This is a genomic window from Streptomyces meridianus (assembly GCF_023703325.1).
Classification (GTDB): Bacteria; Actinomycetota; Actinomycetes; order Streptomycetales; family Streptomycetaceae; genus Streptomyces; species Streptomyces meridianus.
The window spans coordinates 152,835-178,486 of record NZ_JAMQGM010000002.1 but is presented as its reverse complement, the minus strand read 5'-3'; the positions used below and the strand labels follow the sequence as shown (position 1 = coordinate 178,486).

The window sequence follows — 25,652 nt, the reverse complement described above, 5'->3', positions numbered from 1 at the left end:
CGCGGTGGGCCCCTCCCCTCCGGTCGACGGTGAGGAGGCTGGGGTGGCAACACTGGCGCGCATGGCTCTGTCGGCCGGATCGCCCGGCCGGGGGCCTCGGCATGGGCAGCCCGAAGCCCCCCAGAGTGTTGCGCGTCACACACCGCCTTGTGAAGGTTTCTGTCGTGATCGGCCCGACCAACCGAAGCACGGCCCGCTTGCGCGCCCCTCTGCGGTCGGATGATCGGGCTTGGTCCCTCCGGGTGGGATACCCGGGCGCCGTGACGACTCCGGGCCGGGGCGTGGAATGAGTCGCTGTCAGTGGTCGGCAAACGATGTGATGAGCGACATCGGCCGCCAAGGTCCGCGGCCCGGAGGTAGCAGCCATGTCCATCGACGGTGTCAGAGGAGCGGCGGCGTCCGGCAGACGCCGCTGGGGTGCGCTCCTCGCCGGTGTCCTGCTTCCCCTTCCGCTGCTCGCGGGGTGCAGCAGCGGGTCGGACGGGTCGGGGGGCGGCGTCGGGGAGGACGTCGCGAGCGCCGAGCGCGGCGCCGTGCGCGACGGCGGCACGCTGCGCTGGGCGATCGACACCATGCCCGGCACCTTCAACACCTTCCAGGCCGACGCCGACGCGGCGAGCGACCGCATCGCGGGCGCGGTGCTGCCGGCCCTGTTCACCCTGGACTCGCAGGGACGTCCCCAGCGCAACCCCGACTACCTGGAGGCGGCGGACGTCGTCCGCACCGAGCCCAGGCAGGTCGTGGTCTACAAGCTCAACCCCAAGGCGAAGTGGAGCGACGGCCGGGCCGTCCGAGCGCTCGACTTCGCCGCCCAGTGGAAGGCGCTCAGCGGCAAGGACTCGGCGTTCTGGACCGCGCGCAACGCGGGCTACGACCGGATCCGCAGTGTCCGTCAGGGCGACGATCCGCACCAGGTCGAGGTCACCTTCCGCAAGCCGTACAGCGACTGGCAGTCGCTCTTCACCCCGCTGTATCCCCGGTCCGTCATGGGCAGCCCCGGCGCGTTCAACGACGGCGCGCGCCGGAGTCTGAAAGCGACCGCGGGACCGTTCCGGCTCAAGGGCCGGGACACCGACCGGAACACCGTCACCATCGAGCGCGATCCGCGCTGGTGGGGCGATCGCGCCAAGCTCGACAGGATCGTCTTCAAGGCGGTGCCGCGCGACCGTCGCGTCCAGGCGCTGGAGGCCGGCTCGCTCGACCTGGCGACGGTCGACCCGTCCACCGCGAAGAAGATCGCGGGACCCGGCGGAGTGCAGCAGGCCAAGGGGAAGGAGGGGGAACAGGGCAACGCCGGCGCACCGGCCGCCCGGCCCGGCGCCACCGGCGCGGAGGCCTCGGCGGCGCTGAAGTCCTGGGCGCGGGCGCACGGTACCGCCGAGGAGCGTGCGGCCGAGAAGGACGCCCGCGCCGCGGCGGTGGCCGCCGCGGCGCGGAAGAAGTCGCTGGAGGGCTACACGCTGCGCAAGTCGCTGGAGCCCGCCTACACACAGCTCGCCATGAACGGCGAGAGCGGCCCGCTGTCGGACGAGCGGGTGCGCCGGGCGGTGGCGCGCGCACTGGACCGGCAGAAGCTCGCCGAGGCCGTCCTCAAGCCGCTCGGACTGCCCGCCGAACCCCTCGGCAGCCACCTGCGAGTGGCGGGCCAGCAGGGCTACGAGGACAACAGCTCGGCCCTCGGGAGCCAGGACACCGAGGCCGCCCAGGGCCTGTTGACCGAGGCCGGCTGGCGGCCGGTGCCCGGCTCCCGTCCGAAGTCCGAGCAGAATGCCGCCGAGGACGGGTCGAAGCCGGAGGACGGCGAGAAGGCCCGCAAGGAGGTCGTGACCGCCAAGAAGAACGGGAAGGCGCTGACGCTCCGCTTCGTCCTGCCGACCGGGCCCGGGACCGAGTCGGTGCGGACGGTCGGCAACCGGATCTCCGCGATGCTCGACGCCATCGGCATCCGCACCGAGATGGTGAAGGTCGAGGACGACAGCTACTTCAAGGACTATGTCGCCTCGGGCGGCTACGACCTGGCGCTGTACTCGTGGCCCGCCACCGCTTTCCCGGCCACCGACGGACGGCCCATCTTCGCCAAGCCGCGTCCCGGCAACGACGGCTCGCTCATCGTCGAGCAGAACTACACCCGGGTCGGCACCGACCGGATCGACCAGCTCTTCGAAAAGGCGCTGGCCGAGCTGGACCCCGACGAGTCGCGGAAGCTGATGGCCCGCGCCGATGCGCGGATCTGGGCGGTCGCCGGATCGATCCCGCTCTTCCAGCGGCCCCAGCTGGTCGCCGTGAAGCCGCGGGTGGCGAACGCGGGCGCGTTCGGCTTCGCGACCCCGCGCTACCAGGACATCGGCTTCCGCCGCTGACCTTCCCGCACGGCCCTGTCACGGGTGCGCCCCGGGGCAGGGCCGTGGCATGTCCGCGCGGTGATCCGGGCGACGGAATGTGTCCGGTATCACGCGGCCCCCGGCTTCCGGACGGCCGGTTACGAGCGGGTGCCGTACGGGCTGGGGCGGCCGGTGCCGGACGGGGCCCGTACCATGGCATGAGGCCGTGGCTCGACTCGCCCGGCACGGGCACGCGTACCGGACCGTACGTGTCGCCATCCACGATTCCGGGAGAAGCGCCGCAGTATGCCCACGCGCCACGACATCCGTAACGTCGCCATCGTCGCCCACGTCGACCACGGCAAGACGACCCTCGTCGACGCCATGCTCAAGCAGGCCGGTGCGTTCGCCGCTCACCAGCAGCTCGACGACCGCATGATGGACTCGAACGACCTCGAGCGCGAGAAGGGCATCACCATTCTCGCGAAGAACACGGCGGTCAAGTACCACCCCAAGGACGGCGGCGAGCCGATCACGATCAACATCATCGACACCCCGGGCCACGCCGACTTCGGCGGCGAGGTCGAGCGCGGTCTGTCGATGGTCGACGCGGTCGTGCTCCTCGTCGACGCCTCCGAGGGGCCGCTGCCGCAGACCCGCTTCGTGCTGCGCAAGGCGCTGGCCGCGAAGATGCCGGTCATCCTCTGCATCAACAAGACGGACCGGCCGGACTCCCGCATCGCCGAGGTCGTCGACGAGACGTACGACCTGTTCCTGGACCTGGACGCGACCGAGGACCAGATCGAGTTCCCGATCGTCTACGCGTGCGCCCGTGACGGCATCGCCTCGCTGACCAAGCCGGAGGACGGCACGGTCCCGGCGGACAGTGACAGCCTGGAGCCCTTCTTCTCCACGCTGCTGGAGACCGTCCCGGCGCCGGAGTACGACGAGAGCGTCCCGCTGCAGGCACACGTCACGAACCTCGACGCCGACAACTTCCTCGGCCGCATCGCGCTGTGCCGGGTCGAGCAGGGCGAGCTCAAGAAGGGCCAGACCGTCGCCTGGATCAAGCGCGACGGCACCCACTCCAACGTCCGCATCACCGAGCTGATGATGACCGAGGCGCTCACCCGCAAGCCTGCCGAGAAGGCCGGCCCCGGTGACATCTGCGCCATCGCCGGCATCCCCGACATCATGATCGGCGAGACCCTGGCGGACCCCGAGAACCCGATCGCCCTGCCGCTGATCACGGTCGACGAGCCGGCGATCTCGATGACCATCGGCACCAACACCTCGCCGCTGGTCGGCAAGGGCGGCAAGGGCCACAAGGTCACCGCGCGCCTGGTCAAGGACCGCCTCGACAAGGAGCTCATCGGCAACGTGTCGCTGCGCGTCCTGCCGACCGAGCGGCCCGACGCCTGGGAGGTGCAGGGCCGCGGTGAGCTGGCGTTGGCCATCCTCGTCGAGACCATGCGCCGGGAGGGCTTCGAGCTGACCGTCGGCAAGCCCGAGGTGGTCACCAAGGAGATCGACGGCAAGCTGCACGAGCCGATCGAGCGCATGACGATCGACGCCCCGGAGGAGTACCTGGGCGCGATCACCCAGCTCATGGCCAGCCGCAAGGGCCGTATGGAGACCATGACGAACCACGGATCCGGCTGGATCCGGATGGAGTGGATCGTCCCGTCCCGCGGCCTGATCGGATTCCGCACGGAGTTCCTGACGCAGACCCGCGGCACCGGTATCGCGCACTCGATCTTCGAGGGTCACGAGACGTGGTTCGGTGAGCTGCGCACCCGCAACAACGGTTCGCTGGTGGCCGACCGGTCCGGCAGCGTGACGCCGTTCGCGATGCTCAACCTGCAGGAGCGCGGCGTCATCTTCGTCGAGCCGGGCACCGAGGTCTACGAGGGCATGATCGTCGGTGAGAACTCGCGGTCCGACGACATGGACGTGAACATCACCAAGGAGAAGAAGCTCACCAACATGCGTGCGGCTTCCGCGGACTCGACCGAGAACGTGGTGCCGCCGCGCAAGCTCTCGCTCGAGCAGTCGCTGGAGTTCTGCCGCGACGACGAGTGCATCGAGGTGACGCCGGAGACCGTCCGCATCCGCAAGGTCGTCCTCGACCAGAAGGAGCGCGGCCGGGCCGCTTCCCGCGCCAAGCGCTGACGCGTCCGGCCCCGCCCGGACAGTCGCGGGCCCGGTGCCCCGCCGCAGAGGCGGGGCACCGGGCCTCCGCGTTTCCGGGGCCCTTCCGAACCGGTGCTCGGAAGGGGCCCGACGGCCCCGGAGCCCAGCCGTCCGCTGCCGCATCCGGGCGAATCCCAGCGCCTCAACGCGTGTCTGATCGTCGTATTAATCGCCGTGTGTCCACTGTGGTGTGTTCGCCGGTCCTGCGTCGGATCAGAGAGTCTGAGGAGGCACTCCATGCGCGGAGGCACACATGCCGGATGGACCGCCTGTGCGGTGATCGTCGCCCTCGCGGCCACGGCCTGCGGCGGATCGGGAAGCGGAAGCGGCAGCGCCGACGCGTCGGCCGTGCTCAGCTCCTCCTGGGGCGATCCGCAGAACCCCCTCGAGCCCGCCAACACCAACGAGGTCCAGGGCGGCAAGGTCCTCGACATGATCTTCCGCGGCCTCATGCGCTACGACCCGAAGACCGGCGAGGCGGAGAAGATGCTCGCCGAGAAGATCGAGTCCTCCGACGCGCAGAACTTCACCGTCACCGTCAAGAAGGGCTGGACCTTCAGCAACGGCGAGAAGGTGACCGCCAAGTCGTTCGTCGACGCCTGGAACTACGGGGCACTCGTCGACAACAAGCAGAAGAACGCGTACTTCTTCGAGTACATCGACGGTTACGACAAGGTTCATCCGGAGAGCGGCAAGGCGACCGCCAAGACCCTCTCCGGCCTGAAGGTCAAGGACGAGCGGACCTTCACGGTGAAGCTCACCCAGAAGTTCTCCACCTGGCCCCAGACCCTCGGCTACGCCGCGTTCGCCCCGTTGCCCCGCGCCTTCTTCGACGACCACGCCGCCTGGGTCGCGAAGCCCGTCGGCAACGGCCCCTATGCAGTGGACTCCTATACCAAGGGCTCGGTGATGAAGCTGCGCACCTGGGGGGACTACCCGGGCGAGGACAAGGCGCAGAACGGCGGCGTCGACCTCAAGGTGTACACCGACAACAACGCGGCCTACACCGACCTGCAGGCCGGAAACCTCGACCTCGTCGACGACATCCCCGCCGCCCAGCTGAAGAACGTCGAGGCCGACCTCGGCGACCGCTACATCAACCAGCCGGCCGGCATCATCCAGACCCTCGCCTTCCCCTTCTACGACAAGAACTGGGGTGAGGGAAAGGCGAAGCTGCGCATCGGCATCTCACGGGCGATCAACCGCAAGCAGATCACCGAGCAGATCTACCAGAACACCCGCACCCCGGCCACCGACTGGACCTCCCCGGTGCTCGGCAAGGACGGCGGTTACCAGGCCGGGCTCTGCGGCGAGGCCTGCACGTACGACCCCGCCGAGGCGAAGAAGCTGATCCAGGCCGGCGGCGGTCTGCCGAACGGCAAGGTCACCATCACCTCCAACGTGGACACCGGATCCCACCGGGTGTGGATGGACGCCGTCTGCAACAGCATCAACAACGCGCTCGGCAAGGACAAGGCCTGCACGGTCGTCCCCGTCGGCACCTTCGCCGACTACCGGAACAAGCTCGGCAACGAGGAGATGAGCGGGCCGTTCCGCGCCGGCTGGCAGATGGACTACCCGCTGGCACAGAACTTCCTCCAGCCGCTCTACTACACCAACGCCTCGTCCAACGACGGGAAGTGGAGCAACGAGGAGTTCGACAGGATCGTCAACGCGGCGAACGCCGAGAACGACACCGCCAAGGCCGTCACGATGTTCCCGCAGGCCGAGAAGATCCTCGCCGAGAAGATGCCCGCCATCCCGCTCTGGTACCAGAACGGCAGCGCCGGTTACTCGGAGCGGCTGTCCGACGTGCAGCTGAACCCCTTCAGCGTCCCCGTCTACAACGAGATCAAGGTCAGCTGACGGCACCGCGGACGGGCCGGTGCGCGGCAGTCTTCCGTACCGGCCCCGGCCGCCATCGCCGACGGCCGGCGCACCGTCACACCGCCCGACCCCCCGGAGCCCCCATGGGACGCTATGTGATTCGGCGGCTGCTTCAGATGATCCCGGTGTTCATCGGCAGCACGTTCCTGATCTTCGTCATGGTCTACGCCCTCGGCGACCCCGTCGCCGCGCTCTTCGGCGAGAAGGCTCCCGACCCCGCGACCGCCGCGCAGATCCGCCACGACCTCTACCTCGACCAGCCCATCTGGAAGCAGTACCTGCACTACATGGGGCAGATCTTCCAGGGCGACTTCGGCACCGCCTTCAACGGCCAACCCGTCACCGAGCTGATGGGCGAGGCGTTTCCCGTGACGCTGCGGCTCACCCTCGTCGCCGTCGTCATCGAGATCGCCGTGGGCATCACGCTCGGCGTGGTCAGCGGCCTGCGGCGGGGACGGTCGGTGGACAGCACGGTGCTGATGATCACCCTGATCGTCATCTCGGTGCCGACCTTCGTCACCGGCTACGTGCTCCAGTACCTGTTCGGCGTCGAGTGGGGCATCGTCCGGCCGTCCGTCTCCGCCGACGCCACGTTCGGCGAACTGCTGCTGCCCGGCACCGTCCTCGCCCTGGTGTCGCTCGCCTACGTCACCCGGCTGAGCCGGACGTCCATCGCCGAGAACGTCCGGGCCGACTACGTGCGCACCGCCGTCGCCAAGGGACTGCCGCGGCACCGCGTCATCGTCCGGCACCTGCTGCGCAACTCCCTGATCCCGGTGGTCACCTTCATCGGCACCGACATCGGCGTACTGATGGGCGGGGCCATCGTCACCGAGCGGATCTTCAACATCCACGGCGTCGGGTTCCAGCTCTACCAGGGAGTGCTCCGCAACAACTCACCCACCGTCGTGGGCTTCGTGACCGTCCTGGTGATCGTCTTCCTGCTCGCGAACCTGCTCGTCGACCTCTGCTACGCCGTGCTCGACCCGAGGATCCGCTATGCCTGAGCCGTACAGCCAGGAGGACGCCGTCGCCCCGGCCGGAGCCGGCGGCCGGATCGAACTGGCCACCACCGACACCGGGACCGTCGAGAGCCCACCCGCCCCGGCCCCTCCTCCGGACGGGCCGGCCGCCAAGCCCCGCGGACTGTGGGCGGACGCCTGGCACGAACTGCGACGCAACCCCGTCTTCGTCGTCTCCGCCCTGATGATCGTCTTCTTGGTGCTGATCGCCATCTGGCCCCGACTCATCACCGACGGAAACCCGTTGACGTGCGACCTGGCCAGGTCCCAGCAGGGCTCGGCGCCCGGCCACCCCTTCGGCTTCGACACCCAGGGCTGCGACGTCTACACCCGGACCGTGTACGGGGCCCGCGCCTCGGTCACCGTCGGCGTCTGCGCGACGGCGGGCGCCGCCCTGCTCGGGAGCCTCCTCGGAGGGCTGGCCGGCTTCTTCGGCGGGTGGACCGACTCCCTCTTCTCCCGCGTCGCCGACGTCTTCTTCGGCATCCCCATCATCCTGGGCGGCCTGGTCTTCCTGTCGGTGGTCACCAGCGACACCGTCTGGCCGGTGGTCGGCTTCATCGTCCTGCTCGGCTGGCCGCAGATCTCCCGCATCGCCCGCGGCTCGGTGATCACCGCCAAGCAGAACGACTACGTTCAGGCGGCCCGCGCACTCGGCGCCGGGAACTTGCGCATGCTCCTGCGCCACGTCGCGCCCAACGCGGTCGCTCCCGTGATCGTCGTCGCGATGATCGCCCTGGGCACGTACATCGCCCTCGAGGCGACCCTGTCGTTCCTCGGCGTCGGGTTGCGACCGCCCACGGTCTCCTGGGGCATCGACATCTCCAACGCCGCACCCCAGATCCGCAACGCCCCGCACATGCTGCTGTGGCCCGCGGGTGCCCTGAGCATCACGGTGCTCGCCTTCATCATGCTCGGCGACGCCGTTCGCGACGCCCTCGACCCCAAGCTGCGCTGAGGAGGCATCCCATGGCCACGATGTCCCCCGCACCCGCGGAGCCCGACGTCCCGCTGCTCGAAGTCCGCGATCTGGAGGTCGAGTTCCGCACCCGGGACGGGGTGGCCAAGGCCGTCGACCGGGTCTCCTTCTCGGTCGGCGCCGGGGAGACCCTGGCGGTCCTCGGCGAGTCCGGGTCCGGCAAGTCGGTCACCGCACAGGCGGTCATGGGCATCCTGGACTCGCCGCCCGGCTTCGTCACCGGCGGGCAGGTCCTCTTCCGCGGCGCCGACCTGCTGACGGCGGGAGCCGAGGAACGGCGCCGGGTCCGCGGCGCCCGGATGGCGATGATCTTCCAGGACGCCCTCTCCGCACTGAACCCGGTGCTCACCGTCGGCGCCCAGCTGGCCGAGATGTTCCGCGTGCACGAGGGGCGCTCCCGCAAGGAGTCCCGCGCCAAGGCCGTCGAGCTGATGGAACGCGTCCGTATCCCGGCGGCCCGGACCCGGGTGAACGACTACCCGCACCAGTTCTCCGGCGGCATGCGGCAACGCATCATGATCGCGATGGCCCTGGCCCTGGAGCCCGATCTGATCATCGCGGACGAGCCCACGACGGCGCTGGACGTCACGGTCCAGGCCCAGGTGATGGATCTGCTGGCGGAGTTGCAGCGCGAGTACCGGATGGGCCTGGTCCTCATCACCCACGACCTGGGCGTGGTGGCGGACGTCGCCGACCGGATCGCCGTGATGTACGCCGGCCGGATCATGGAGACGGCACCGGTGCACGACCTGTACAAGAACCCCGCCCACCCCTACACCCGGGGCCTGCTGGACTCCATCCCGCGACTGGACCGCAAGGGACACGAGCTCTACGCGGTCAAGGGCCTGCCGCCCAACCTCATGGCGATCCCGCCCGGCTGCCCCTTCCACCCGCGCTGTCCGCGGGTGCGGGACATCTGCCTCGCCGACCGGCCGGAACCGGCCCCGCTGACCGGCGCGGACGGCCGGGAGCTGCCCGGCCGCACCAGCGCCTGCCACTTCCGGAAGGACGAACTCCATGCCTGAGCGGGACGGCACCCTCCCCGCGCCCGAACCGCTGCCGGGCGGAGCGCTGTCGCCGGCCGAGCCGGTGCTCGAGGTGCGCGACCTGGCCCGGCTGTACCCGCTGACCCGGGGCGTGCTGTTCCGGAAGCAGATCGGGGCGGTCCGGGCCGTCGACACCGTTTCCTTCGACCTGCATCGCGGCGAGACCCTCGGCATCGTCGGCGAGTCCGGCTGCGGCAAGTCGACGCTGGCCCGGGTGCTGGTGAGCCTGGAGCGGCCCACGGCGGGTCGGATCCGGTTCAAGGGCGAGGACATCACACGGTTGTCGGGGCGTGCCCTGAAGGCGGTGCGCCGCAACATCCAGATGGTGTTCCAGGACCCCTACACCTCGCTGAATCCGCGGATGACGGTCGGCGACATCATCGGGGAGCCGTTCGAGATCCATCCCGAGGCGGCGCCGAAGGGCAGCCGTCGCCGGAAGGTGCAGGAGCTGCTGGACGTCGTCGGGCTCAATCCGGAGTACCTCAACCGCTATCCGCACCAGTTCTCCGGCGGCCAGCGGCAGCGCATCGGCATCGCCCGGGGACTGGCCCTCAACCCGGAGATCATCGTCTGCGACGAGCCGGTCTCCGCGCTGGACGTCTCGGTCCAGGCCCAGGTGGTCAACCTGCTGGAGAAACTGCAGGACGAATTCGGGCTCTCCTACGTCTTCATCGCGCACGACCTGTCCGTGGTGCGGCACATCTCGGACCGGGTGGCCGTGATGTACCTGGGCCGCTTCGCCGAGATCGGGACGGACACGGAGATCTACGACCACCCGACCCACCCGTACACCCAGGCGCTGCTGTCGGCGGTCCCGGTGCCCGATCCCGGAGCGCGGGACGGCCGGGAGCGGATCCTGCTGGCGGGCGACGTCCCGTCGCCGGCCGATCCGCCGTCCGGCTGCCGTTTCCGCACCCGCTGCTGGAAGGCGCAGGACCGCTGTGCGCAGGAGGTGCCGCTGCTGGCCGTACCGGCCGGGCTCGCGACCGCGAAGGGGCCGGCCGCGCACCCGTCGGCCTGTCACTTCGCCGAGGTGCGGCCGGACGTCGTGCCGGTGGCGTCCGGCCCGGTGCCGTGACCGGTGCCTGACCCGGGGCCCTCCGGCCCGGAGGGCCCCGGGCTCGGACAGCAGTGCGCCGGGACCCGCGGCGCGCGATGCTCGGGGCGATCGCGCGCCGCGGATCCCGGCGCACCGGCCGGTGTCCGGATCAGTCGTCCGTGTGCGATGTCTCTAGGGAGGCGAGGGCCGGGTCCAGGATGACGGCCTCGTCGCGGACCGTCGTCGGATCCTCGGGGAAGTGGCACGCGGTCAGGTGACCGTCCCGGTTGCCGCCGATCTGCACCAGCGGCGGCTCCTCGGTGGCGCACTTGTCCTGTGCCTTCCAGCACCGCGTGCGGAAACGGCAGCCGGACGGCGGGTTGACCGGGGACGGGACGTCACCGGCGAGGCGGATGCGCTCGCGGCCCTCGCCCTCGATCTCCTCCACCGACGCCTCGGGCACGGCCGACAGCAGGGCGTGCGTGTACGGGTGCCGGGGGCGGTTGTAGATCGAGTCCCGGTCGCCGACCTCGACGATCTTGCCCAGGTACATCACGGCGACCCGCTCCGAGAAGTGCCGTACCACGGCGAGGTCGTGCGCGATGAAGAGGAACGCGATCCCCATCTCCCGCTTGACCTTCTGGAGCAGGTTGACGACCTGCGCCTGGATAGAGACGTCCAGCGCCGAGACCGGCTCGTCGGCGACGATCAGCTTCGGCTCCAGCGCCAGCGCCCGGGCGACGCCGATGCGCTGCCGCTGGCCGCCGGAGAACTCGTGCGGGAAGCGGTTGTAGTGCTCCGGGTTGAGGCCGACGGTCTCCAGGAGTTCGCGGATGCGCTTCTCCCGGCCTCCGGGCGGGTTGATCCCGTTGATCTCCATCGGGCCGCCGATGATCGTGCCCACCGTCTGCCTCGGGTTGAGCGAGGAGTACGGGTCCTGGAAGATCATCTGGATCTCGGAGCGGACCGGCATCAGCTGCTTGCGGTTGGCGTGCGTGATGTCCTTGCCGCGGTACAGGATCCGGCCGTCGGTCGGCTCCTGGAGCCGCGTGATCAGCCGGCCGGTGGTGGACTTGCCACAGCCGGACTCGCCGACGAGGCCGAAGCTCTCGCCCGCGTGGACGGCCAGGTCCAGACCGTCCACCGCCTTGACCGCGCCGACCTTCCGCTTGATCGGGAACCCGCCGAAGATCGGGAAGTGCTTGGTCAGGCCCTTGACTTCGAGAAGCGGCTCGCCCGGCGCGCTGTCGCGCGGCTGCGGCACCGACTTCTCCAGTGTGGTGGTTTCGTCGCTCATGGTGTGGCCCCTGATGCCTGGTCAGCCCAGCCGGGGCTGAATGCTCTCGATGAAGATGGACTGCTTCTGCTCGGCCGTGAGGTGGCAGGCCGCCGACCGCCCGGCCGGCAGCGCCGGGCGCTCGCCGCTGCACCGGTTCCCGTCCACCTTGTCGGTGAACGCGCACCGGGGGTGGAAGGGGCAGCCGGACGGCGGGTTGAGCAGGCTCGGCGGAGTGCCGGGGATCGGGTGCAGCGGCACGTCGATGTCGGACGAGAGCCGCGGCATGGAGCTGAGCAGGCCCCAGGTGTACGGGTGCTGGGGCGTCGTGAGGATCTCCTTGACGGAGCCGCGCTCGATCGCCCGTCCCCCGTACATCACCAGGATGTCGTCGGCCATGTTGGCGATCACGCCGAGGTCGTGGGTGATGAAGATGATCGCCGAGCCGAACTCCTGCTGGAGATCCTTGAGCAGGTCGAGGATCTGGGCCTGGACCGTCACGTCGAGCGCGGTCGTCGGTTCGTCCGCGATCAGCAGCGACGGGTTGCAGATCAGCGCCATCGCGATCATCGCGCGCTGGCGCATGCCACCGGAGAACTGGTGCGGGTAGTCGTCGACGCGCAGCTTGGGCTGCGGGATGCCGACCTTGGTCAGCATCTCGATGGCGCGCAGGCGGCCCTCCCGCCGGGAGACACCGGTGTGCTTGATGAACGGTTCGGCGATCTGCCGGCCCACGGTGTAGTACGGCGACAGCGCGGTCAGCGGATCCTGGAAGATCATCGCCATCTTGTTGCCGCGCAGGCCCTCGAGCGTCTTCTCGGGCGCCCCGGTCAGTTCCTGGCCGTCCAGGACGATCTCGCCCCGGATCTCGGTGGACTGGGGGTTGTGCAGGCCGAGGACGGAGAGGTTGGTCACCGACTTGCCGGAGCCGGATTCGCCCACGATGCCGAGGGTCTTGCCGCGCTCGAGGTCGAAGGAGAGTCCGTCGACCGCCTTGACGATGCCGTCCTCCGTGGAGAACCGCACGTACAGGTCTCGGACCGAGAGGAACGGATCGGCCCCGGTGGGGGCCGGAGTGCCCTCGGTCTGGGTGAGTGTGGTCACTGGTCGAACTCCTAGGACAGGCGCACGCGCGGGTCGATGAAGGCGTACGCGGCATCCACGATGACGTTGAAGAAAAGGATCATGGTGGCGGTGAAGAGCATGACGCCCATGATCATGGGCAGGTCGGTCTTGATGACCGAGTCGACCGCCAGGCGGCCGATGCCGGCGAGGCTGAAGGTCTGCTCGGTGATCATGGCCCCGCCGAACAGCGATCCCAGGTCCATGCCGAAGATGGTGACGATCGGGATCAGCGAACCGCGCCAGGCGTAGCGGAAGAACACCGTCTTGCCCGACATGCCCTTGGCCTTGGCGGTCCGGACGTGCTCCTCCTGGAGCTGCTCGATCAGCGTGGAGCGCGACATACGGGTGTAGTTCGCGGTGAAGATGGTGGCCATGACCATCCACGGGATGAGCAGGCCCACGAACCAGGCGGCCGGGTTCTCGGTGAAGGCCGTGTACTTCGGCGAGTCCATGAGGTTGGTGCTGTAGACCAGGGCGCCGAGGACGACCGGGCCGAGGAAGTAGATCTGCATCGAGCTGAGGACCAGCGACGCGGAGCTGAAGCTCTTGTCGATCAGCGAGCCGCGCTTCCAGGCGGCGAGCATGCCGGCGCCGAGGCCGAGCGTCAGGAACACGGCCGCGCCGCCGACGGTCAGGGAGACCGTGGTGGGGAAGCGGTCCAGGATGGTGTCGAAGATCGGCTGGTTGTTCGCGAACGAGTAGCCGAAGCACGGTGCGGGGCAGGGGCCGACGGCGAAGTCGCGACCCATCACGATGCCGCGCATGAACTCCAGGTACTGGACCGGTACCGGTTTGTCCAGGCCCAGGTTCTCGTGAATGATCTTCAAGGAGTCGGGCGTGCAGTTCTTTCCGCAGGCGAGCAGGGCCGGGTCCTGCGGTATGGAGAAGAACAGGAAGAAGGTGAACGCACTGATCAGAATCAGGATCACTGCGGCGCCGAGCGTCCGGCGAAGAAAGAATTGAAGCATGGCAGTTCGCTGCTCTCAGGACGGCGGCGGCTGTGGTCAGAGGGAAGCTGGACGCCCCTTGGGGGTGCGTGCTCCGCCGGGCACGCACCCCTGGGGACTCACCTGGAGCGGTTACTTCTTGACGTACAGACGGGTCGGGTCGATGTAGTTGATCGTGTCGCTGTACTCAGCGCCACCGATCTTCGAGCCGTAGATCTGCAGCTGCTTCGTGTAGTAGACCGGGGCAGCCGGGTTGACCTTCTCGACGATGTAGTGGTGGAGCTTCTGCCACTCCTTCGTCGACTCCTTGATGTCCGTGATCCTGCTGATGCGCTTGATCTCGGAGTTCACGTGCTCGTCGTTGATGTGCGAGTAGTTCGACGCACCATCGGCGATCTGGGTGCCGTCGTAGGACGGCGGGATGACGGTGGAGGCGGACGGCCAGTCCTGGCCCCAGCCGGTCATGTAGAGGTCGAAGCCGTTCTTGACCTTGCCCATCTGGGCGTACCAGGAGGCGGAGTCGACCTCCTTCTTCTGCACGTCGAAGCCGGCCTTGGTCAGGGCGTCCTCGACGACGACGCTGACCTTCTGGTTGGCCTCGGTGTTGGCGTAGGCGTAGACGATCTTCATGTTCGTCTTGCCGGCTTCCTTGAGAAGCTTCTTGGCCTTCTCCGGGTCACCGTTCGGCTTCTTGAGCTTGCCGTACGGGTCGTAGCCCTTCTCGTAGCCCGCAAGGGTCGGGGCCATGAGACCGCCGGCGACCTCGCCGCCGTAGGAACCGCCGTTGAGGCCCAGGATCTGCTTGTTGGGCATCGCGTAGGTGATCGCGTCGCGGATCTTCTTGTCCTTGATGCGGTCCATGTTCATGTTCATCTGCCACACGTAGGGCTGGTAGCCCTTCACGACCCGCTTGCTCGCGTCCGCGTCCTGGAGGACCTCCCGCGTCTGGAGCGGGTCGACCGCGTTGGTGAAGCTGAGGGCGGTCTTCGCCTCACCGTGGTCGGCCATCAGGCGCTTGGTGGAGTCCGAGGCCTGGTGGTTGAACGTGATGTCGAAGCCGTCGACGTACTGGTGACGGAACGGGTCGGTCTTCGCGTCCCAGTTCTCGTTCTTGACGAGCTTCATGGACTTGCCGGGCTTGAAGGACTCGATCTTGTACGGGCCGGTCGCCTGCGGCGCGGCGTCGTACTTCTCCTTGGTGTCCTTCGACTTCTGCACGACACCGTAGGCGGCCATGGCGAGCGCGAACGGCGCGTCGGGCTGCGGGTCCTTGAAGTGGAAGACCACCGTCTTGTCGTCCGGGGTCTCCAGGGTGGAGTCCGGCAGGTGCTTGCCCTTGTAGGGGCCGTCCGGCAGAGCCTTGCGGTACTCGGTGCCGCCGCCCGACAGCCACTGCTGCACGTAGGTCGGACCGTCGGTGATGAACTTGGCGTACATGCGCTCGATGGAGTGGCGGATGTCGGCCGAGGTGATCGGCTTGCCGTCCTCGAATTTGATGCCGTCCTTGAGCGTGAACTTCCAGGTCTTGCCGCCGTCGGAGACGGTGCCGGAGTCCGTGGCGAGGTCGCCGACGAGAACCTTCTTGCCGTTCTTGTCGGTCTTGTAGGTGGTCAGCTGACGCGTGTAGAGGGTGGCCAGCAGACCCTCGTCGCTCACGTAGATCTGCGCCGGGTCCAGGTGGTCGAAGTTGTCACGCTGGTAGACGCGGATCGTGCCGCCGGGCTTGGCGCCCGGGACCTCGACGGCCGGGCCCTGGGAGGCCGCGGCGTCACCGAGGGGGATGACGGCCTGCTGCTTCGCGGCGTCGGCGTCGGTGTTGGAGCCTTCCGAGGTGTTCTTGCTGCCGCTGCTGCACCCGGTGAGGGCCAGCGAGCCCGCGGCCAGGGCGACGACTATCGCGCGTGCTCTGCGCTTCTTGGCGATGTTCATGACGTTGATAGCACCTGCCTGTTCGTTGGTTGCCAACTTCGCTGCCGGATGTGCCCGGGGGATCTCCGGGTACGGGGTGGCAGCCACCCCCCTGAAGGGACGATCAACGTCCGGATTTCGGGTCGAAGGCGTCGCGGAGCGAGTCTCCGAACAGGTTGAAGCAGACGACGAAGAGCACCATGGCCACGCCCGGGAAGAACATGTACGTCGGGTCCATCTCGTAGACCCTTCCGGCCGTGGCGAACATCCGGCCCCAGTCCGGGGTCGGCTCCAGCAGGCCCACGCCGAGGAAGGACAGGCCGGCCTGGGACGTCACCGCCGCCGGCAGCATGTAGGTCGCCTGCACGAGGATCGGCGTGACCAGGTTGGGCAGCAGCTCCTTGCGGACGATCCGCCACGGCGGGGCACCCGAGACCTTCGCGGCCTCGACGAACTCCCGCTCGCGGAGCGAGAGCGTCTGGCCGCGCAGCAGGCGGCCGAGGCCCATCCAGCCGAGGAACCACAGCACCAGGAACAGGGCGACGACCCGGATGTAGGTGGGCGTCTCCTCCTCGGGGTTCACGAACAGCGCGACCACGACCGGCATGAAGGCGACGAAGAACAGCTGGCTCGGGAAGGCCAGCAGGAAGTCCATCACGCGGCCGAGCCAGTAGTCGGTCTTGCCGCCCATGTAGCCGGCCGTGACACCGACGACGATCGCGGTGAGCACGGTCGCCGCCGTCACGGCCAGGCCGATCAGCAGCGAGGTCCGGATGCCGTAGACCAGCTGCATCATGACGTCCCGGCCCAGGAGCGGCTCGATGCCGAACCAGTGGTCGGCGGAGATGCCGCCGTTGGCGCCGGTCGGGAAGTTGAAGTCGTCCAGCAGGCCGGGGGTCTCCAGTCCGTACGTGGTGTACGGGTTCTTGCCGTAGAGCCACGAGATGACCGGTGCGAGCAGACCGACGGCGAAGAAGAAGAAGACGACGCACGCGCTGATCACGCCGGTGCGGTCGCGCTTGAAGCGGATCCACATCAGCTGGCCGGGGGAGCGTCCCTCGGCTGACCCGTCCTTCTTGACGGCTCCCCCCGCGGGAGGCTCGGGAATCGCCGCTGAGTCAGCAGATATGCCCGCAGCTTGGGTTGGACTCGTCATGGGTTTCCTTGCCCCCGAGGCGAAAAGTACTTGACACTCTCTGCAGCGGATCGTCGCTGCTGGATGAGCGGAACTCTGACGAGCGATTGAACGTGCGTCAAGAGGTAAAAGCCCCGCCTGCGGCCATCTCGCGGCTTCTTGAGCTAACGGTGTGCAGACCGTGGTCATTGCGTGCTTGACACGCGTAGAGCTGGTGCGGCATAGGGGGGTGAAACACCCCAAAAGCAGGTTACGCATATGCGGCTGAACCGAGTCCGTTCCGATATCCGGAGTCGCGCCTCTGAACTGCGTACGGCCCTCGGACGACGTCCCGACGACCTCGCGCACACCGAGGCCGGCGCGGACCGTCCGGGAGCCTCCCGGCCCCCGGACGGATGCCCGTCAGGCCCGGGCGAGCGACCGCCGGAGGAAGTCGACCTGGAGCAGCAACAGGTTCTCCGCGACCTGCTCCTGCGGTGTCATGTGGGTGACCCCGGACAGCGGCAGCACCTCGTGCGGCCGGCCCGCCGCGAGCAGCGCCGACGACAGCCGCAGGGTGTGCGCCGCGGTCACGTTGTCGTCCGCCAGGCCATGGATGATCATCATCGGGCAGGACCCTTCCGCCGCGTGGGACAGGCCCTCGTCCGTCACCAGCGAGCTGTCCGCGTACGCCGCCGGCCGGTCCTGCGGCAGGCCGAGATACCGCTCCGTGTAGTGGGTGTCGTACAAGTGCCAGTCGGTCACCGGGGCGCCCACCACCGCCGCGTGGAACACGTCCGGCCGGCGCAGGGCGGCCAGCCCTGCCAGGTAGCCGCCGAAGGACCAGCCGCGGATGGCGACCCGGCCCAGATCGAGCGGGTGGTCCGCAGCCAGCGCGTGCAGCGCCTCCACCTGGTCGTCGAGCGTGGCCGCCAGGTCGCCGGCGATCGCCTTCTCCCACGCGGGGGAGCGCCCCGGGGTGCCGCGGCCGTCCGCGACCACGACCGCGAACCCCTGGTCGGCGAACCACTGCGAGGTGAGGTGGGCGTTGTGCGCGGCGACGACGCGCTTGCCGTGCGGGCCCCCGTAGGGGTCCATCAGCACCGGCAGCGGGCCGTCCTCCTCCCGGTACCCCGTGGGCAGCAGGACGGCACAGGGAATCCGCCGTTCGCCCGCCTCGGCGAACCGCACCCGGGCAGTCAGCTGCGGGTCCTCGGCGAACGACGCCACGGTGGCGACCTGTTCGCCGCCCCTGAGCACCCGTGCGGTCGTGCCCGCGCGGCCCAGCGACGCGGAGACCAGAACGGTGACCGCGCCGGAGCGCACCGCCGTGTGCACGCCGGGCCCCTCCGAGACCCGCTCGACGGCCTCGTCCGTCACCCGGTGGACGTGCCCCTCGCCGATCTCCGTACCGGCCGCGGTCTCGCCGGCCGAGGCGGCCACCAGGATCCCGTCGTCCGAGATGTCGAGCACCCCGCGGACGTGCAGCTCCGGCCCGGTCGGCGCACGTTCGCCGACGTGCAGCCGGCGTGCCCCGCTCTCGTCCGAGATCCGCACGAGCCGGCCGTCGGGCGTCCAGGCGGGCACGCCGGGCTGGAGCTCGAGCCAGACCGGGTCCTCGTCGGTGCGGAGCACCGTGGTGGAGCCGGTGCCGGTGTCGACGGTGAGGTACTGCGCACTGCGCTGGTCGCGGGACTGGACGAGAAGCAGCGGCGGGCCGGCCGGCGACCAGTGGACGCGGGCCAGGTACGGGTGACGTTCGCGGTCCCACGTCACCACGGTCCGGGTGCCGTCCAGGCCGAGGTGGAGCAGCGTGACGTCCGCGTTGGGCGTTCCCGCGGCGGGATAGGCCACCTCCTGCGGCTCCTGTCCGGGGTTGGCCGGGTCGGCGATCCACCAGCGCTGCACCGGCGACTCGTCCACCCGTGCGGCGAGCAGCCCGTCTCCGGCCGGCGACCACCAGAAGCCGCGGGAGCGGTCCATCTCCTCGGCGGCGGCGAACTCCGCCAGGCCGTAGGTGACATCGGGGCTCTCGGGGGACGCCAGGGCGTTTTCCCCGGCCGCATCCCCGGCGGTACCGGCCACGGCCACGACGTGCAGGGCGCCGCCCGAGACGTAGGCGACGTGGCGGCCGTCGGGCGAGGGGCGCGGGTCCACGACGGGGCCGGGGACCGGGATCTCGCGGGCGGTGCCGGCGCGCAGCTCGGCGAGGAAGAGCCGTCCGGAGAGCGCGAACGCCGCGAGTTCCACCGCGTCGTCCACCGCGTACCCGACGATGCCGCCGGAGCCCTCGCGGCTGCGTTCGCGCCGGGCACGCTCCTCGGGCGACAGTTCCTCGGCCGCTCCGCCGAGGAGATCCGCCGGGTCGGCGGCCACGCGTTCCCGGCCGGTGGTGAGGTCGAGCACCCAGAGCAGATGCGAGCGGTCCGTGCCCGAACGGGATCGCAGGAACGTCACGCGCTCGCCGTCGGGTGACACCGCGAAGGCACGCGGGGCGCCGAGGGTGAACCGCTGGGTGCGGGCGTGCCGGCGGGGGAAGGAATGCTGTCGGTCCATGCGGCAGACCTTATGGCTGCGAGAGGGGCTGCGGGGCTTTCGTGCGGGGCCGGTTGGAGTTCTCCGAGGTGGGCGGCAGCGGACATCTGTGCGCCCCTTCTCTGCACCCGTGCACCGGATCCATGCGCGCGCACGGATAGTTATGATCAGTTGCAGATGGTGGCGGACGGGTCCGCCACCGTTCTGCTGCCGTTGTGAACCGTCCGTCGTGGACCGCGTGTTCTTGGAGGTGAACCGCCGTGGCACTCTCGATTTCGGCGGTGGTGCTGCTGGCGATCGTCGTCTTCCTGCTGGTCCGGAAATCCGGGCTGAAGGCCGGACATGCGGTGGTCTGCATGCTGTTGGGGTTCTACCTGGCGAGCTCGTCCATCGCGCCGACGATCAAGGAGTTCACGACGAACGTCGCGGGAATGATCGGCGGTCTCAAGTTCTGACGCGGCCCGGCGCCACCGGGCTCCTCGTACCCTGTCCGCATGACTGATCAGCCCTCCCGGCGACGCCTGCTTCTGGTGCATGCCCACCCGGACGACGAAACGATCAACAACGGCGCGACGATGGCCAAGTACGCGGCCGAAGGCGCCCACGTGACCCTGGTGACGTGCACGCTCGGCGAGGAGGGCGAGGTCATTCCGCCGGCTCTCGCTCGTCTCGCTGCGGACCGGGAGGGCGGCCTCGGCGAGTACCGGATCGGTGAACTCGCCGCGGCCATGAGGGAACTGGGAGTGGACGACCACCGCTTCCTCGGCGGCGCGGGCCGTTACCGGGACTCGGGGATGATGGGCGTCGAACAGAACACCCGCCCCGAGTGCTTCTGGCAGGCCGAGGTGGACGAGGCCGCGGCGCTCCTCGTCGAGATCGTCCGCGAGGTCCGGCCGCAGGTCATGGTGACGTACGACCCGAACGGCGGCTACGGGCACCCGGACCACATCCAGGCACACCGGGTCGCGATGCGGGCCGCCGAACTCGCGGCGGAGCCGGTCTACCGGCGCGACCTCGGCGACCCGCACGCCATCGACAAGATCTACTGGAACTGCCTGCCGCGCGGCGTGGTCGCCGAGGGCCTCGAGCAGCTCCGGGAGGCCGGCACGGCCTCCGTGCCGTCCCTCGACGACCTGCCGGGACTGGTCGACGACAAGGACGTCACGGCGGCGATCGACGGCTCTGCGTTCCGGGACGCCAAGGCGGCGGCCATGCGGGCCCATGCCACCCAGATCACCGTCGACGGACCTTTCTTCGCGCTGTCGAACGGTATGAGCATGCCGATCGTCGCCCACGAGTTCTACCGGCTCGTTCACGGGGAGCCGCGTGAAGACGTCCCGGAGAACGACCTGTTCGCCGGGATCGCCGCGGCCGAGGGCGGGACCCGTCAGGACGCGGCGTCGTGAACGCCGCACGCCTCGCCCGGTGCGTCGTGCTCGCCGTCCTCGGTCTGCTGACCGGGGCGGCGGGCGCGCTCGTCCAGGCCGCCTGGTTCCCCGGCGGGCTGTTGCTCGCCCTCGCCGCCGTCGGCGCCCTCTGCTACGGCGGGGTGAAGGCGACGGGCGGCCGGGCGGGCGGCGGTTGTGCGGCCGGCGGCTGGCTGGCCGCCGTGCTTTGGCTGACATCCGCCCGTCCCGAGGGGGACTTCGTCTTCGGAGCAGGAATCGGATCGTATGTGTTCCTGCTCGTCGGGATGATGCTGGCTGTGATGTGCACCACACTCCCGCGGCCTGCTTCCGAGGGCGCCGGGAAGCCCCGTCCCGTCAGGTGACGTGACAAAAGGGACCCCCTGGACGTCCGGTGGAGAAGAGGGTTCCGGCGGGTGAGGGATGCATACGGGACACGGCCAGTATGGTGGTGCGCGCCGCTGAGCCCGCGCGGGGTTGCCACCCCATGGCCGAAATCGACTGCGTGCCGGGCGCGCCGCTCGCTGATCCGGTCAGGACGGCCGGTCGGCGGCTGACAGGCGGCGGAGTCAACCGGGAGAACCTGCCTTGAGTCGTGAAACCGACAGTTCGTCCTCCGGGCCCGAAGGGCGTGGCGGAGGTGCTTACCCCTCGGGGACCCCGCCGTACGGACCCCCCCAGTACCCGACGCAGGACGCAGCCTCGTACGACGCGTCCGGCACTTCGGACGCCTCGGCGCCGGAGTCCGGTAACCCGCGTACCGAGACCCAGCTGACCACCAGAATCCGCATCAACATCCCCGGGTCGCGGCCGATCCCGCCGGTCGTCGTGCGCAAGCCGGTGGAGGAGGACGCGGACGCGCCCCGCCGGGACGACAGCACCACGGCCGAGCGCCCGGCCCCCGCCGTGCCGCCGCAGCGCCCGGAGTCCGCCGCGGCGCCGCAGGGGCCCACCGAGGGGCCCGGCCGCACGAGCTCCTGGTTCGCCCCGCGCAAGGCGCCCCCGCCGCCTCCGTCGGAATCGGCGCCTGCTCCCGAGGTGCCCGCCGGCCCGCCCGGTCCGGCCACCGGCGGACGTTCCGGCCTCCCCTACTTCAGCGGCGCAGCCGGCGGACCGTCACCGTCCGGCGACCGTACCGCCGGCCGGCCGGACGACCGGAGCGCGGCCGGGTTCGGGGCGGAGGACGACGAGCCGTCGGGTCCGACCACCGGCCCGGCCTCCGGCGACACTCCCGGCATGATGCCCGGTGAGTCACTCTTGCCGCCCGCCTTCCAGCGTGGCTTCAACTCCCGTGGCCCGGCGGCCGAGGAGCCTCGTCAGGAGCTGCCGAAGGAGCCGCAGCCCCCTGGCCCGCGGCCTGCGGCGGCGGAGGCCGCGGAGAGCCCCGCGCCCCCGCGTGCCGGCCGTCCCCAGGGCCCGGGCGAGCGTCGCCCCGGACCGCCGGCCGACCGCCGCGCGCCCGCGTACGGCACGGGAGTTCAGGTCGGCGCGCCCGGAATCGGTGACCTGACCGGTCCGAGCGCGGACGCCGACGAGGGGCTCGAGGCACCGGGCCCCCACGTTTCGGGCGACACGCTGGTCAGCGGTGTTCCGGTGGTGCCCCAGGACGGGCGCCGTTCCGGGGCGTCGGGTCAGTCGCGCCGCTCCGGCTCCGGCCGTTCCGGCACCGGGCCGAAGGGACGTTCCAAGGCGGTGCTCGCCGGCGGTGTCATCGTCGGCGTGCTCGGCATCGCCTACGGCACCGGTCTGCTGCTCGACCACGCGGACGTCCCCAACGGCACGACGGTGCTGGGGACCGACATCGGCGGCATGTCCGAGGCGGCGGCGGCCCAGAAGCTCGCCAACGCCGTGGGTGAGCGGACCAGCGCCCCGCTGACCCTCAGCGTCAACGGTGAACAGGTACAGCTCCAGCCGGAGAAGTCCGGGCTCGGGCTCAGCCCCGAGGCGACGGTCCGCCGGGCAGCGGGCCGCGACTACAACCCGGTCACCGTCATCGGCTCGCTCTTCGGCGCCTCCCACGAGGCCGACCCCGTCTTCCGGGTGGACGAGGAGAAGCTGGCCGCGGCCCTCAAGCTGGCCTCGGGCGAGGCGTCGGGTGCTCTGGACGGCACCATCCGGTTCGTGCCCGGCCGTGCGGTCCCGGTGCCCGGCAAGCCGCACGAGGCGCTGGACGTGGCGAAGGCGGTGCCCGCCGTCTCGGACGCGTTCCGGAAGCAGGCCGCGACCGGCAGGGCCGGGGCCGTCGAGCTGCCCAGCAGCGTGCGGAAGCCGGCGGTCAGCAACGCCGAGATCCAGCGGAAGATGCGCACCTTCGCCCAGCCGGCCATGTCCGGCCTGGTCACGATCAAGGCCGGGACCGGCGTCATCCAGTTCGGGCCGGACAAGTCGCTGCCGAAGATCCTCTCCATGCGGGTGGTCGACGGAAAGCTCGTCGAGCACTACAACCTGAAGGCGATCAAGCAGCTCTACGGCAGCACCTTCGACGGCGTGCTCATCCGTCGCGGCAACGGCAGCAAGACGCCGGTCACCCCGCAGGACGTGGTCAACGCCATGGCGCCGGCGCTGCTGAAGACCGACCCGGCCCAGCGGATCGGCGTCATCCCGCTGGACGGCGGCTGAAGCCCGCCGGAGGCCGACTGGTCGCGCCACCCGTCGCCTCCCCGCCCCTCGAGGGGCGGGGAGGCGACGGCGTGTCCGCTCCCGGAGGGGCAGGCACTGCTCAGGTTTCCCGGGAGGCGGCGGACGTGCCGATCGTGAACGTCAGTTGAGCATCGCCCGGGCTGCGCGCGCCCGGTTGCGCGCGGCCTCGGCCGTCTGCGGGTCCGCTGCCGCGATCACTTCGGCGTACTCCTCCAGCTCCCGCGCACCGCGGGTGAAGTCGCCGCGCTGGGTGAGCAGGACAGCCCGTTCGTAGCGCAGCCGCGCCGGGTGGCTGGGAAGCAGCAGGGACAAGTCGACCGCCCACAGCTGGACATCGGTCCGTTCCGGGCGGGCCGCGGCCCAGGCCCGGATGTTGTTCAGCACACGCAGCACGGTTTCCAGCGGATCCGCAGGCTCCAGCATCTCGGAGGTGAGTTCGGTGCCGGCCGTCCCGGAGACCAGGACCCCGGCGTCCTCCGCGCTGAGCAGGCGCCCGCCCTCGAACGGATCGGCCAGCACCTCCCCGCCCGGTCCGCCGGGGTCGCCGAATCCGACGACGAAGTGTCCCGGAAGACCCACGCCGTGGACCGGAATGCCGGCCCGGCGGGCCACCTCGATCCAGACCACGGACAACAGGATCGGCAGGCCGCGGCGGCGCCGCAGGACCTCGTGGAGCAGTGACGACTCCAGGCGCCGGTAGTCGTCCCGGGTGCCGTGGAAGCCGTAGCGGCCGCCCAGCAGTTCGCCCACCGCGGCGGCCCGGCCGCGCGGTCCGCCCGACGGGGCGAACGGCAGCTCTCCGGCCAGCCGGTCCAGTTCGATCTGGGCCTCGTCGATCCGGGCCTCGCCGAACTCCGGGTCGGCCTCGGCGCCGATGAGGAGGCAGAGCGTGGCGAGGTCGGGGTTCTCCCCGCGCGCCTCCTCGGCGAACCGCTCCCGCGTTCCTCGCATACCGGACTCGTACCCGCTCAGGGCCCGACCTCCTCGGGTGCTCGCCAGTGGTCGTAGGTGTGGTGCACCGTGAATCCCAGGCCCGCGTAGAGCGCCAGCGCGGCCGTGTTGCCGGTCTCCACCTGGAGATACGCCGCCGACGCGCCCTCCTCCAGCGCCTGCCGGGCGAGGGCGCCCATCACGGCGGACGCCAGGCCCCGGCGGCGGAACTCCGGCGCGACCTCCACGGCGGTGAATCCGGCCCAGCGGCCGTCGACGACCAGCCGTCCGATCGCCGCCGGAATGCCCGGCTCCTCCGCCCCCGGCTCCCCTCTCATGCGGTTCTCCGTCGCATCCCCGGGCGCCGGGCAGGTCGCGAACCACACCGACGGCCCGCCCCGCAGCACGGCCCGGGCCTCGGGGTCCGGGCCGCCGGAGCGCCCGTAGCGGGTCATCCACGCCTCGTCGACGTTCCGCGACAACCGCACCCCGGCCCGGTCCGGCAGACGGTCGGCGAGCGGTGCGAGCGCCCCCACGAGGACGTGCGCCGAGACCTCCCGCCGCCAGCCGCGCCGCTCCAGCTCCCCGGGCAGACCGGATGCGCCCCCGGGTCCGGTGCCGGTCTGGACGTAGGGCGGCAGACCGCGTTCGGTGTACCAGGCGACGACACGCCCCAGTGCATCATCGAGCGGCAGCCCCGGTGCGCCGAGCGCGAGGACGGAGTTGGCCCGTCGGGTGAAGCCCGACGGCCCGCCCGTCCGATCACCGGCGCGGCCGGCCGCGGCGCGCAGCAGCCAGCCGTCCGGTGCGTCCGGTGCGAGGGGCTCGTTCTCCGTCGCGGGCCAGGCCCGGGCGGCGACCCGGGTCAGCTCCGCCTCGCTCGCCACGGGGACGCCCCGCCGGGCGGCGCCGCCCCCCGGCGCCGAAGGGATGACCTTGCCCGCGACCAGGTCGGATTCCGCGATACGGACGACTTCGCCCGACCGGCGTGTGACGAGCAGCACACCTTCGTTCCACGATGTGAGCACACCCACGGTGTCCGTGAACCTTTCGCCGGGCCCCATTTTCCCGGTCGAACGGCGTACGGATACCCTTTTGCCCACATCGGCGGCGGTGATTCGGACCGCGAGTTGTCCGCCGACGGTGAATTCCACAGCTCTGCCCGCCCCTCCTGTTCGACTCGTGCCCGCGAACGGAGATACTAGGTGTGGGCATCGACGACGCCGCGCTCCCGCGCGCCCGCGGCGGAGCCGCACACCGGTCCGCCGGCCCTATCGAGGAGGA

Annotated in this window: 19 protein-coding genes; 11 read left to right on the top strand and 8 right to left on the bottom strand. The window is 70.3% G+C overall.

The window, feature by feature from the left end; translation table 11 throughout:
• Positions 1 to 365 precede the first annotated feature (365 nt).
• The 7 genes from M1E25_RS02475 to M1E25_RS02445 all read left to right on the top strand — a co-directional run bounded on the left by M1E25_RS02475 (position 366) and on the right by M1E25_RS02445 (position 10,526).
• On the top strand, positions 366 to 2,360 hold the full coding sequence (locus M1E25_RS02475; protein WP_251408725.1) for an ABC transporter family substrate-binding protein: 1,995 nt from the start codon (positions 366 to 368) through the stop codon (positions 2,358 to 2,360).
• 267 nt (positions 2,361 to 2,627) lie between these two features.
• A complete protein-coding gene (gene typA / locus M1E25_RS02470; protein WP_251408722.1) occupies positions 2,628 to 4,493 on the top strand; it encodes a translational GTPase TypA in 1,866 nt (621 codons plus the stop codon).
• Positions 4,494 to 4,751: 258 nt separating this feature from the next.
• The gene (locus M1E25_RS02465; RefSeq protein WP_251408719.1) at positions 4,752 to 6,380 is read left to right on the top strand and encodes a peptide ABC transporter substrate-binding protein; all 1,629 of its coding nucleotides are present in this window, start codon (positions 4,752 to 4,754) and stop codon (positions 6,378 to 6,380) included.
• A 104-nt stretch (positions 6,381 to 6,484) separates the two neighbouring features.
• A complete protein-coding gene (locus M1E25_RS02460; RefSeq protein ID WP_251408717.1) occupies positions 6,485 to 7,408 on the top strand; it encodes an ABC transporter permease in 924 nt (307 codons plus the stop codon).
• Positions 7,401 to 8,381 (top strand): ABC transporter permease, encoded by a 981-nt coding sequence (locus M1E25_RS02455; protein WP_251408712.1) that lies wholly within the window; start codon positions 7,401 to 7,403, stop codon positions 8,379 to 8,381. The genes M1E25_RS02460 and M1E25_RS02455 overlap by 8 nt, the downstream gene beginning before the upstream one ends.
• Positions 8,382 to 8,392: 11 nt before the next feature.
• Complete coding sequence (locus M1E25_RS02450; protein ID WP_251408709.1) at positions 8,393 to 9,427, top strand: ABC transporter ATP-binding protein; 1,035 nt, start codon at positions 8,393 to 8,395, stop codon at positions 9,425 to 9,427.
• Positions 9,420 to 10,526 carry an ABC transporter ATP-binding protein gene (locus M1E25_RS02445; protein WP_251408706.1) on the top strand — a complete coding sequence of 369 codons (1,107 nt, stop codon included), beginning with the start codon at positions 9,420 to 9,422 and terminating at the stop codon, positions 10,524 to 10,526. The genes M1E25_RS02450 and M1E25_RS02445 overlap by 8 nt, the downstream gene beginning before the upstream one ends.
• A 130-nt stretch (positions 10,527 to 10,656) precedes the next feature.
• Here the strand turns inward: M1E25_RS02445 and M1E25_RS02440 are convergent, their stop codons facing one another.
• From M1E25_RS02440 to M1E25_RS02415, 6 genes are all read right to left on the bottom strand, one after another.
• Positions 10,657 to 11,784, bottom strand: coding sequence for an ABC transporter ATP-binding protein (locus M1E25_RS02440; RefSeq protein ID WP_251408703.1), 1,128 nt, complete (start codon positions 11,782 to 11,784; stop codon positions 10,657 to 10,659).
• A 21-nt stretch (positions 11,785 to 11,805) separates the two neighbouring features.
• Positions 11,806 to 12,867 (bottom strand): ABC transporter ATP-binding protein, encoded by a 1,062-nt coding sequence (locus M1E25_RS02435; protein WP_251408700.1) that lies wholly within the window; start codon positions 12,865 to 12,867, stop codon positions 11,806 to 11,808.
• An 11-nt stretch (positions 12,868 to 12,878) separates the two neighbouring features.
• The gene (locus tag M1E25_RS02430; RefSeq protein ID WP_251408697.1) at positions 12,879 to 13,856 is read right to left on the bottom strand and encodes an ABC transporter permease; all 978 of its coding nucleotides are present in this window, start codon (positions 13,854 to 13,856) and stop codon (positions 12,879 to 12,881) included.
• A 111-nt stretch (positions 13,857 to 13,967) separates the two neighbouring features.
• Positions 13,968 to 15,764: an ABC transporter substrate-binding protein gene (locus M1E25_RS02425; protein ID WP_251408692.1), complete on the bottom strand. Its 1,797-nt coding sequence runs from the start codon at positions 15,762 to 15,764 to the stop codon at positions 13,968 to 13,970.
• A gap of 103 nt (positions 15,765 to 15,867) precedes the next feature.
• Complete coding sequence (locus M1E25_RS02420; RefSeq protein ID WP_251408688.1) at positions 15,868 to 16,899, bottom strand: ABC transporter permease; 1,032 nt, start codon at positions 16,897 to 16,899, stop codon at positions 15,868 to 15,870.
• A gap of 381 nt (positions 16,900 to 17,280) precedes the next feature.
• Positions 17,281 to 19,413, bottom strand: coding sequence for a S9 family peptidase (locus tag M1E25_RS02415; protein ID WP_251408686.1), 2,133 nt, complete (start codon positions 19,411 to 19,413; stop codon positions 17,281 to 17,283).
• Positions 19,414 to 19,652: 239 nt separating this feature from the next.
• On the opposite strand from M1E25_RS02415, the gene M1E25_RS02410 reads away from it, so the two are divergent.
• The 4 genes from M1E25_RS02410 to M1E25_RS02395 all read left to right on the top strand — a co-directional run bounded on the left by M1E25_RS02410 (position 19,653) and on the right by M1E25_RS02395 (position 23,417).
• Positions 19,653 to 19,847 (top strand): hypothetical protein, encoded by a 195-nt coding sequence (locus tag M1E25_RS02410; RefSeq protein WP_251408683.1) that lies wholly within the window; start codon positions 19,653 to 19,655, stop codon positions 19,845 to 19,847.
• A gap of 39 nt (positions 19,848 to 19,886) precedes the next feature.
• A complete protein-coding gene (gene mshB / locus M1E25_RS02405) occupies positions 19,887 to 20,798 on the top strand; it encodes an N-acetyl-1-D-myo-inositol-2-amino-2-deoxy-alpha-D-glucopyranoside deacetylase (protein WP_251408680.1) in 912 nt (303 codons plus the stop codon).
• On the top strand, positions 20,795 to 21,163 hold the full coding sequence (locus tag M1E25_RS02400; RefSeq protein ID WP_251408677.1) for a DUF6113 family protein: 369 nt from the start codon (positions 20,795 to 20,797) through the stop codon (positions 21,161 to 21,163). Before mshB ends, M1E25_RS02400 begins: the two co-directional genes overlap by 4 nt.
• A 223-nt stretch (positions 21,164 to 21,386) precedes the next feature.
• A complete protein-coding gene (locus M1E25_RS02395; protein WP_251408673.1) occupies positions 21,387 to 23,417 on the top strand; it encodes a hypothetical protein in 2,031 nt (676 codons plus the stop codon).
• A gap of 141 nt (positions 23,418 to 23,558) precedes the next feature.
• On the opposite strand, the gene M1E25_RS02390 is transcribed toward M1E25_RS02395, so the two are convergent.
• Together M1E25_RS02390 and M1E25_RS02385 are read right to left on the bottom strand one after the other, a co-directional pair.
• Positions 23,559 to 24,389 carry a SirB1 family protein gene (locus M1E25_RS02390; protein WP_251408670.1) on the bottom strand — a complete coding sequence of 277 codons (831 nt, stop codon included), beginning with the start codon at positions 24,387 to 24,389 and terminating at the stop codon, positions 23,559 to 23,561.
• 17 nt (positions 24,390 to 24,406) lie between these two features.
• The gene (locus M1E25_RS02385; protein ID WP_251408667.1) at positions 24,407 to 25,522 is read right to left on the bottom strand and encodes a GNAT family N-acetyltransferase; all 1,116 of its coding nucleotides are present in this window, start codon (positions 25,520 to 25,522) and stop codon (positions 24,407 to 24,409) included.
• Positions 25,523 to 25,652: the final 130 nt, after the last annotated feature.

Excerpts from the sequence above, each read along its gene's own strand:
- M1E25_RS02475 (WP_251408725.1), top strand. The coding sequence starts at position 366 with ATGTCCATCGACGGTGTCAGAGGAGCGGCGGCGTCCGGCAGACGCCGC.
- typA (WP_251408722.1), top strand. The coding sequence starts at position 2,628 with ATGCCCACGCGCCACGACATCCGTAACGTCGCCATCGTCGCCCACGTC.
- M1E25_RS02465 (WP_251408719.1), top strand. The coding sequence starts at position 4,752 with ATGCGCGGAGGCACACATGCCGGATGGACCGCCTGTGCGGTGATCGTC.
- M1E25_RS02460 (WP_251408717.1), top strand. The coding sequence starts at position 6,485 with ATGGGACGCTATGTGATTCGGCGGCTGCTTCAGATGATCCCGGTGTTC.
- M1E25_RS02455 (WP_251408712.1), top strand. The coding sequence starts at position 7,401 with ATGCCTGAGCCGTACAGCCAGGAGGACGCCGTCGCCCCGGCCGGAGCC.
- M1E25_RS02450 (WP_251408709.1), top strand. The coding sequence starts at position 8,393 with ATGGCCACGATGTCCCCCGCACCCGCGGAGCCCGACGTCCCGCTGCTC.
- M1E25_RS02445 (WP_251408706.1), top strand. The coding sequence starts at position 9,420 with ATGCCTGAGCGGGACGGCACCCTCCCCGCGCCCGAACCGCTGCCGGGC.
- M1E25_RS02440 (WP_251408703.1), bottom strand. The coding sequence starts at position 11,784 with ATGAGCGACGAAACCACCACACTGGAGAAGTCGGTGCCGCAGCCGCGC.
- M1E25_RS02430 (WP_251408697.1), bottom strand. The coding sequence starts at position 13,856 with ATGCTTCAATTCTTTCTTCGCCGGACGCTCGGCGCCGCAGTGATCCTG.
- M1E25_RS02425 (WP_251408692.1), bottom strand. The coding sequence starts at position 15,764 with ATGAACATCGCCAAGAAGCGCAGAGCACGCGCGATAGTCGTCGCCCTG.
- M1E25_RS02420 (WP_251408688.1), bottom strand. The coding sequence starts at position 16,899 with ATGACGAGTCCAACCCAAGCTGCGGGCATATCTGCTGACTCAGCGGCG.
- M1E25_RS02415 (WP_251408686.1), bottom strand. The coding sequence starts at position 19,413 with ATGGACCGACAGCATTCCTTCCCCCGCCGGCACGCCCGCACCCAGCGG.
- mshB (WP_251408680.1), top strand. The coding sequence starts at position 19,887 with ATGACTGATCAGCCCTCCCGGCGACGCCTGCTTCTGGTGCATGCCCAC.
- M1E25_RS02390 (WP_251408670.1), bottom strand. The coding sequence starts at position 24,389 with ATGCGAGGAACGCGGGAGCGGTTCGCCGAGGAGGCGCGCGGGGAGAAC.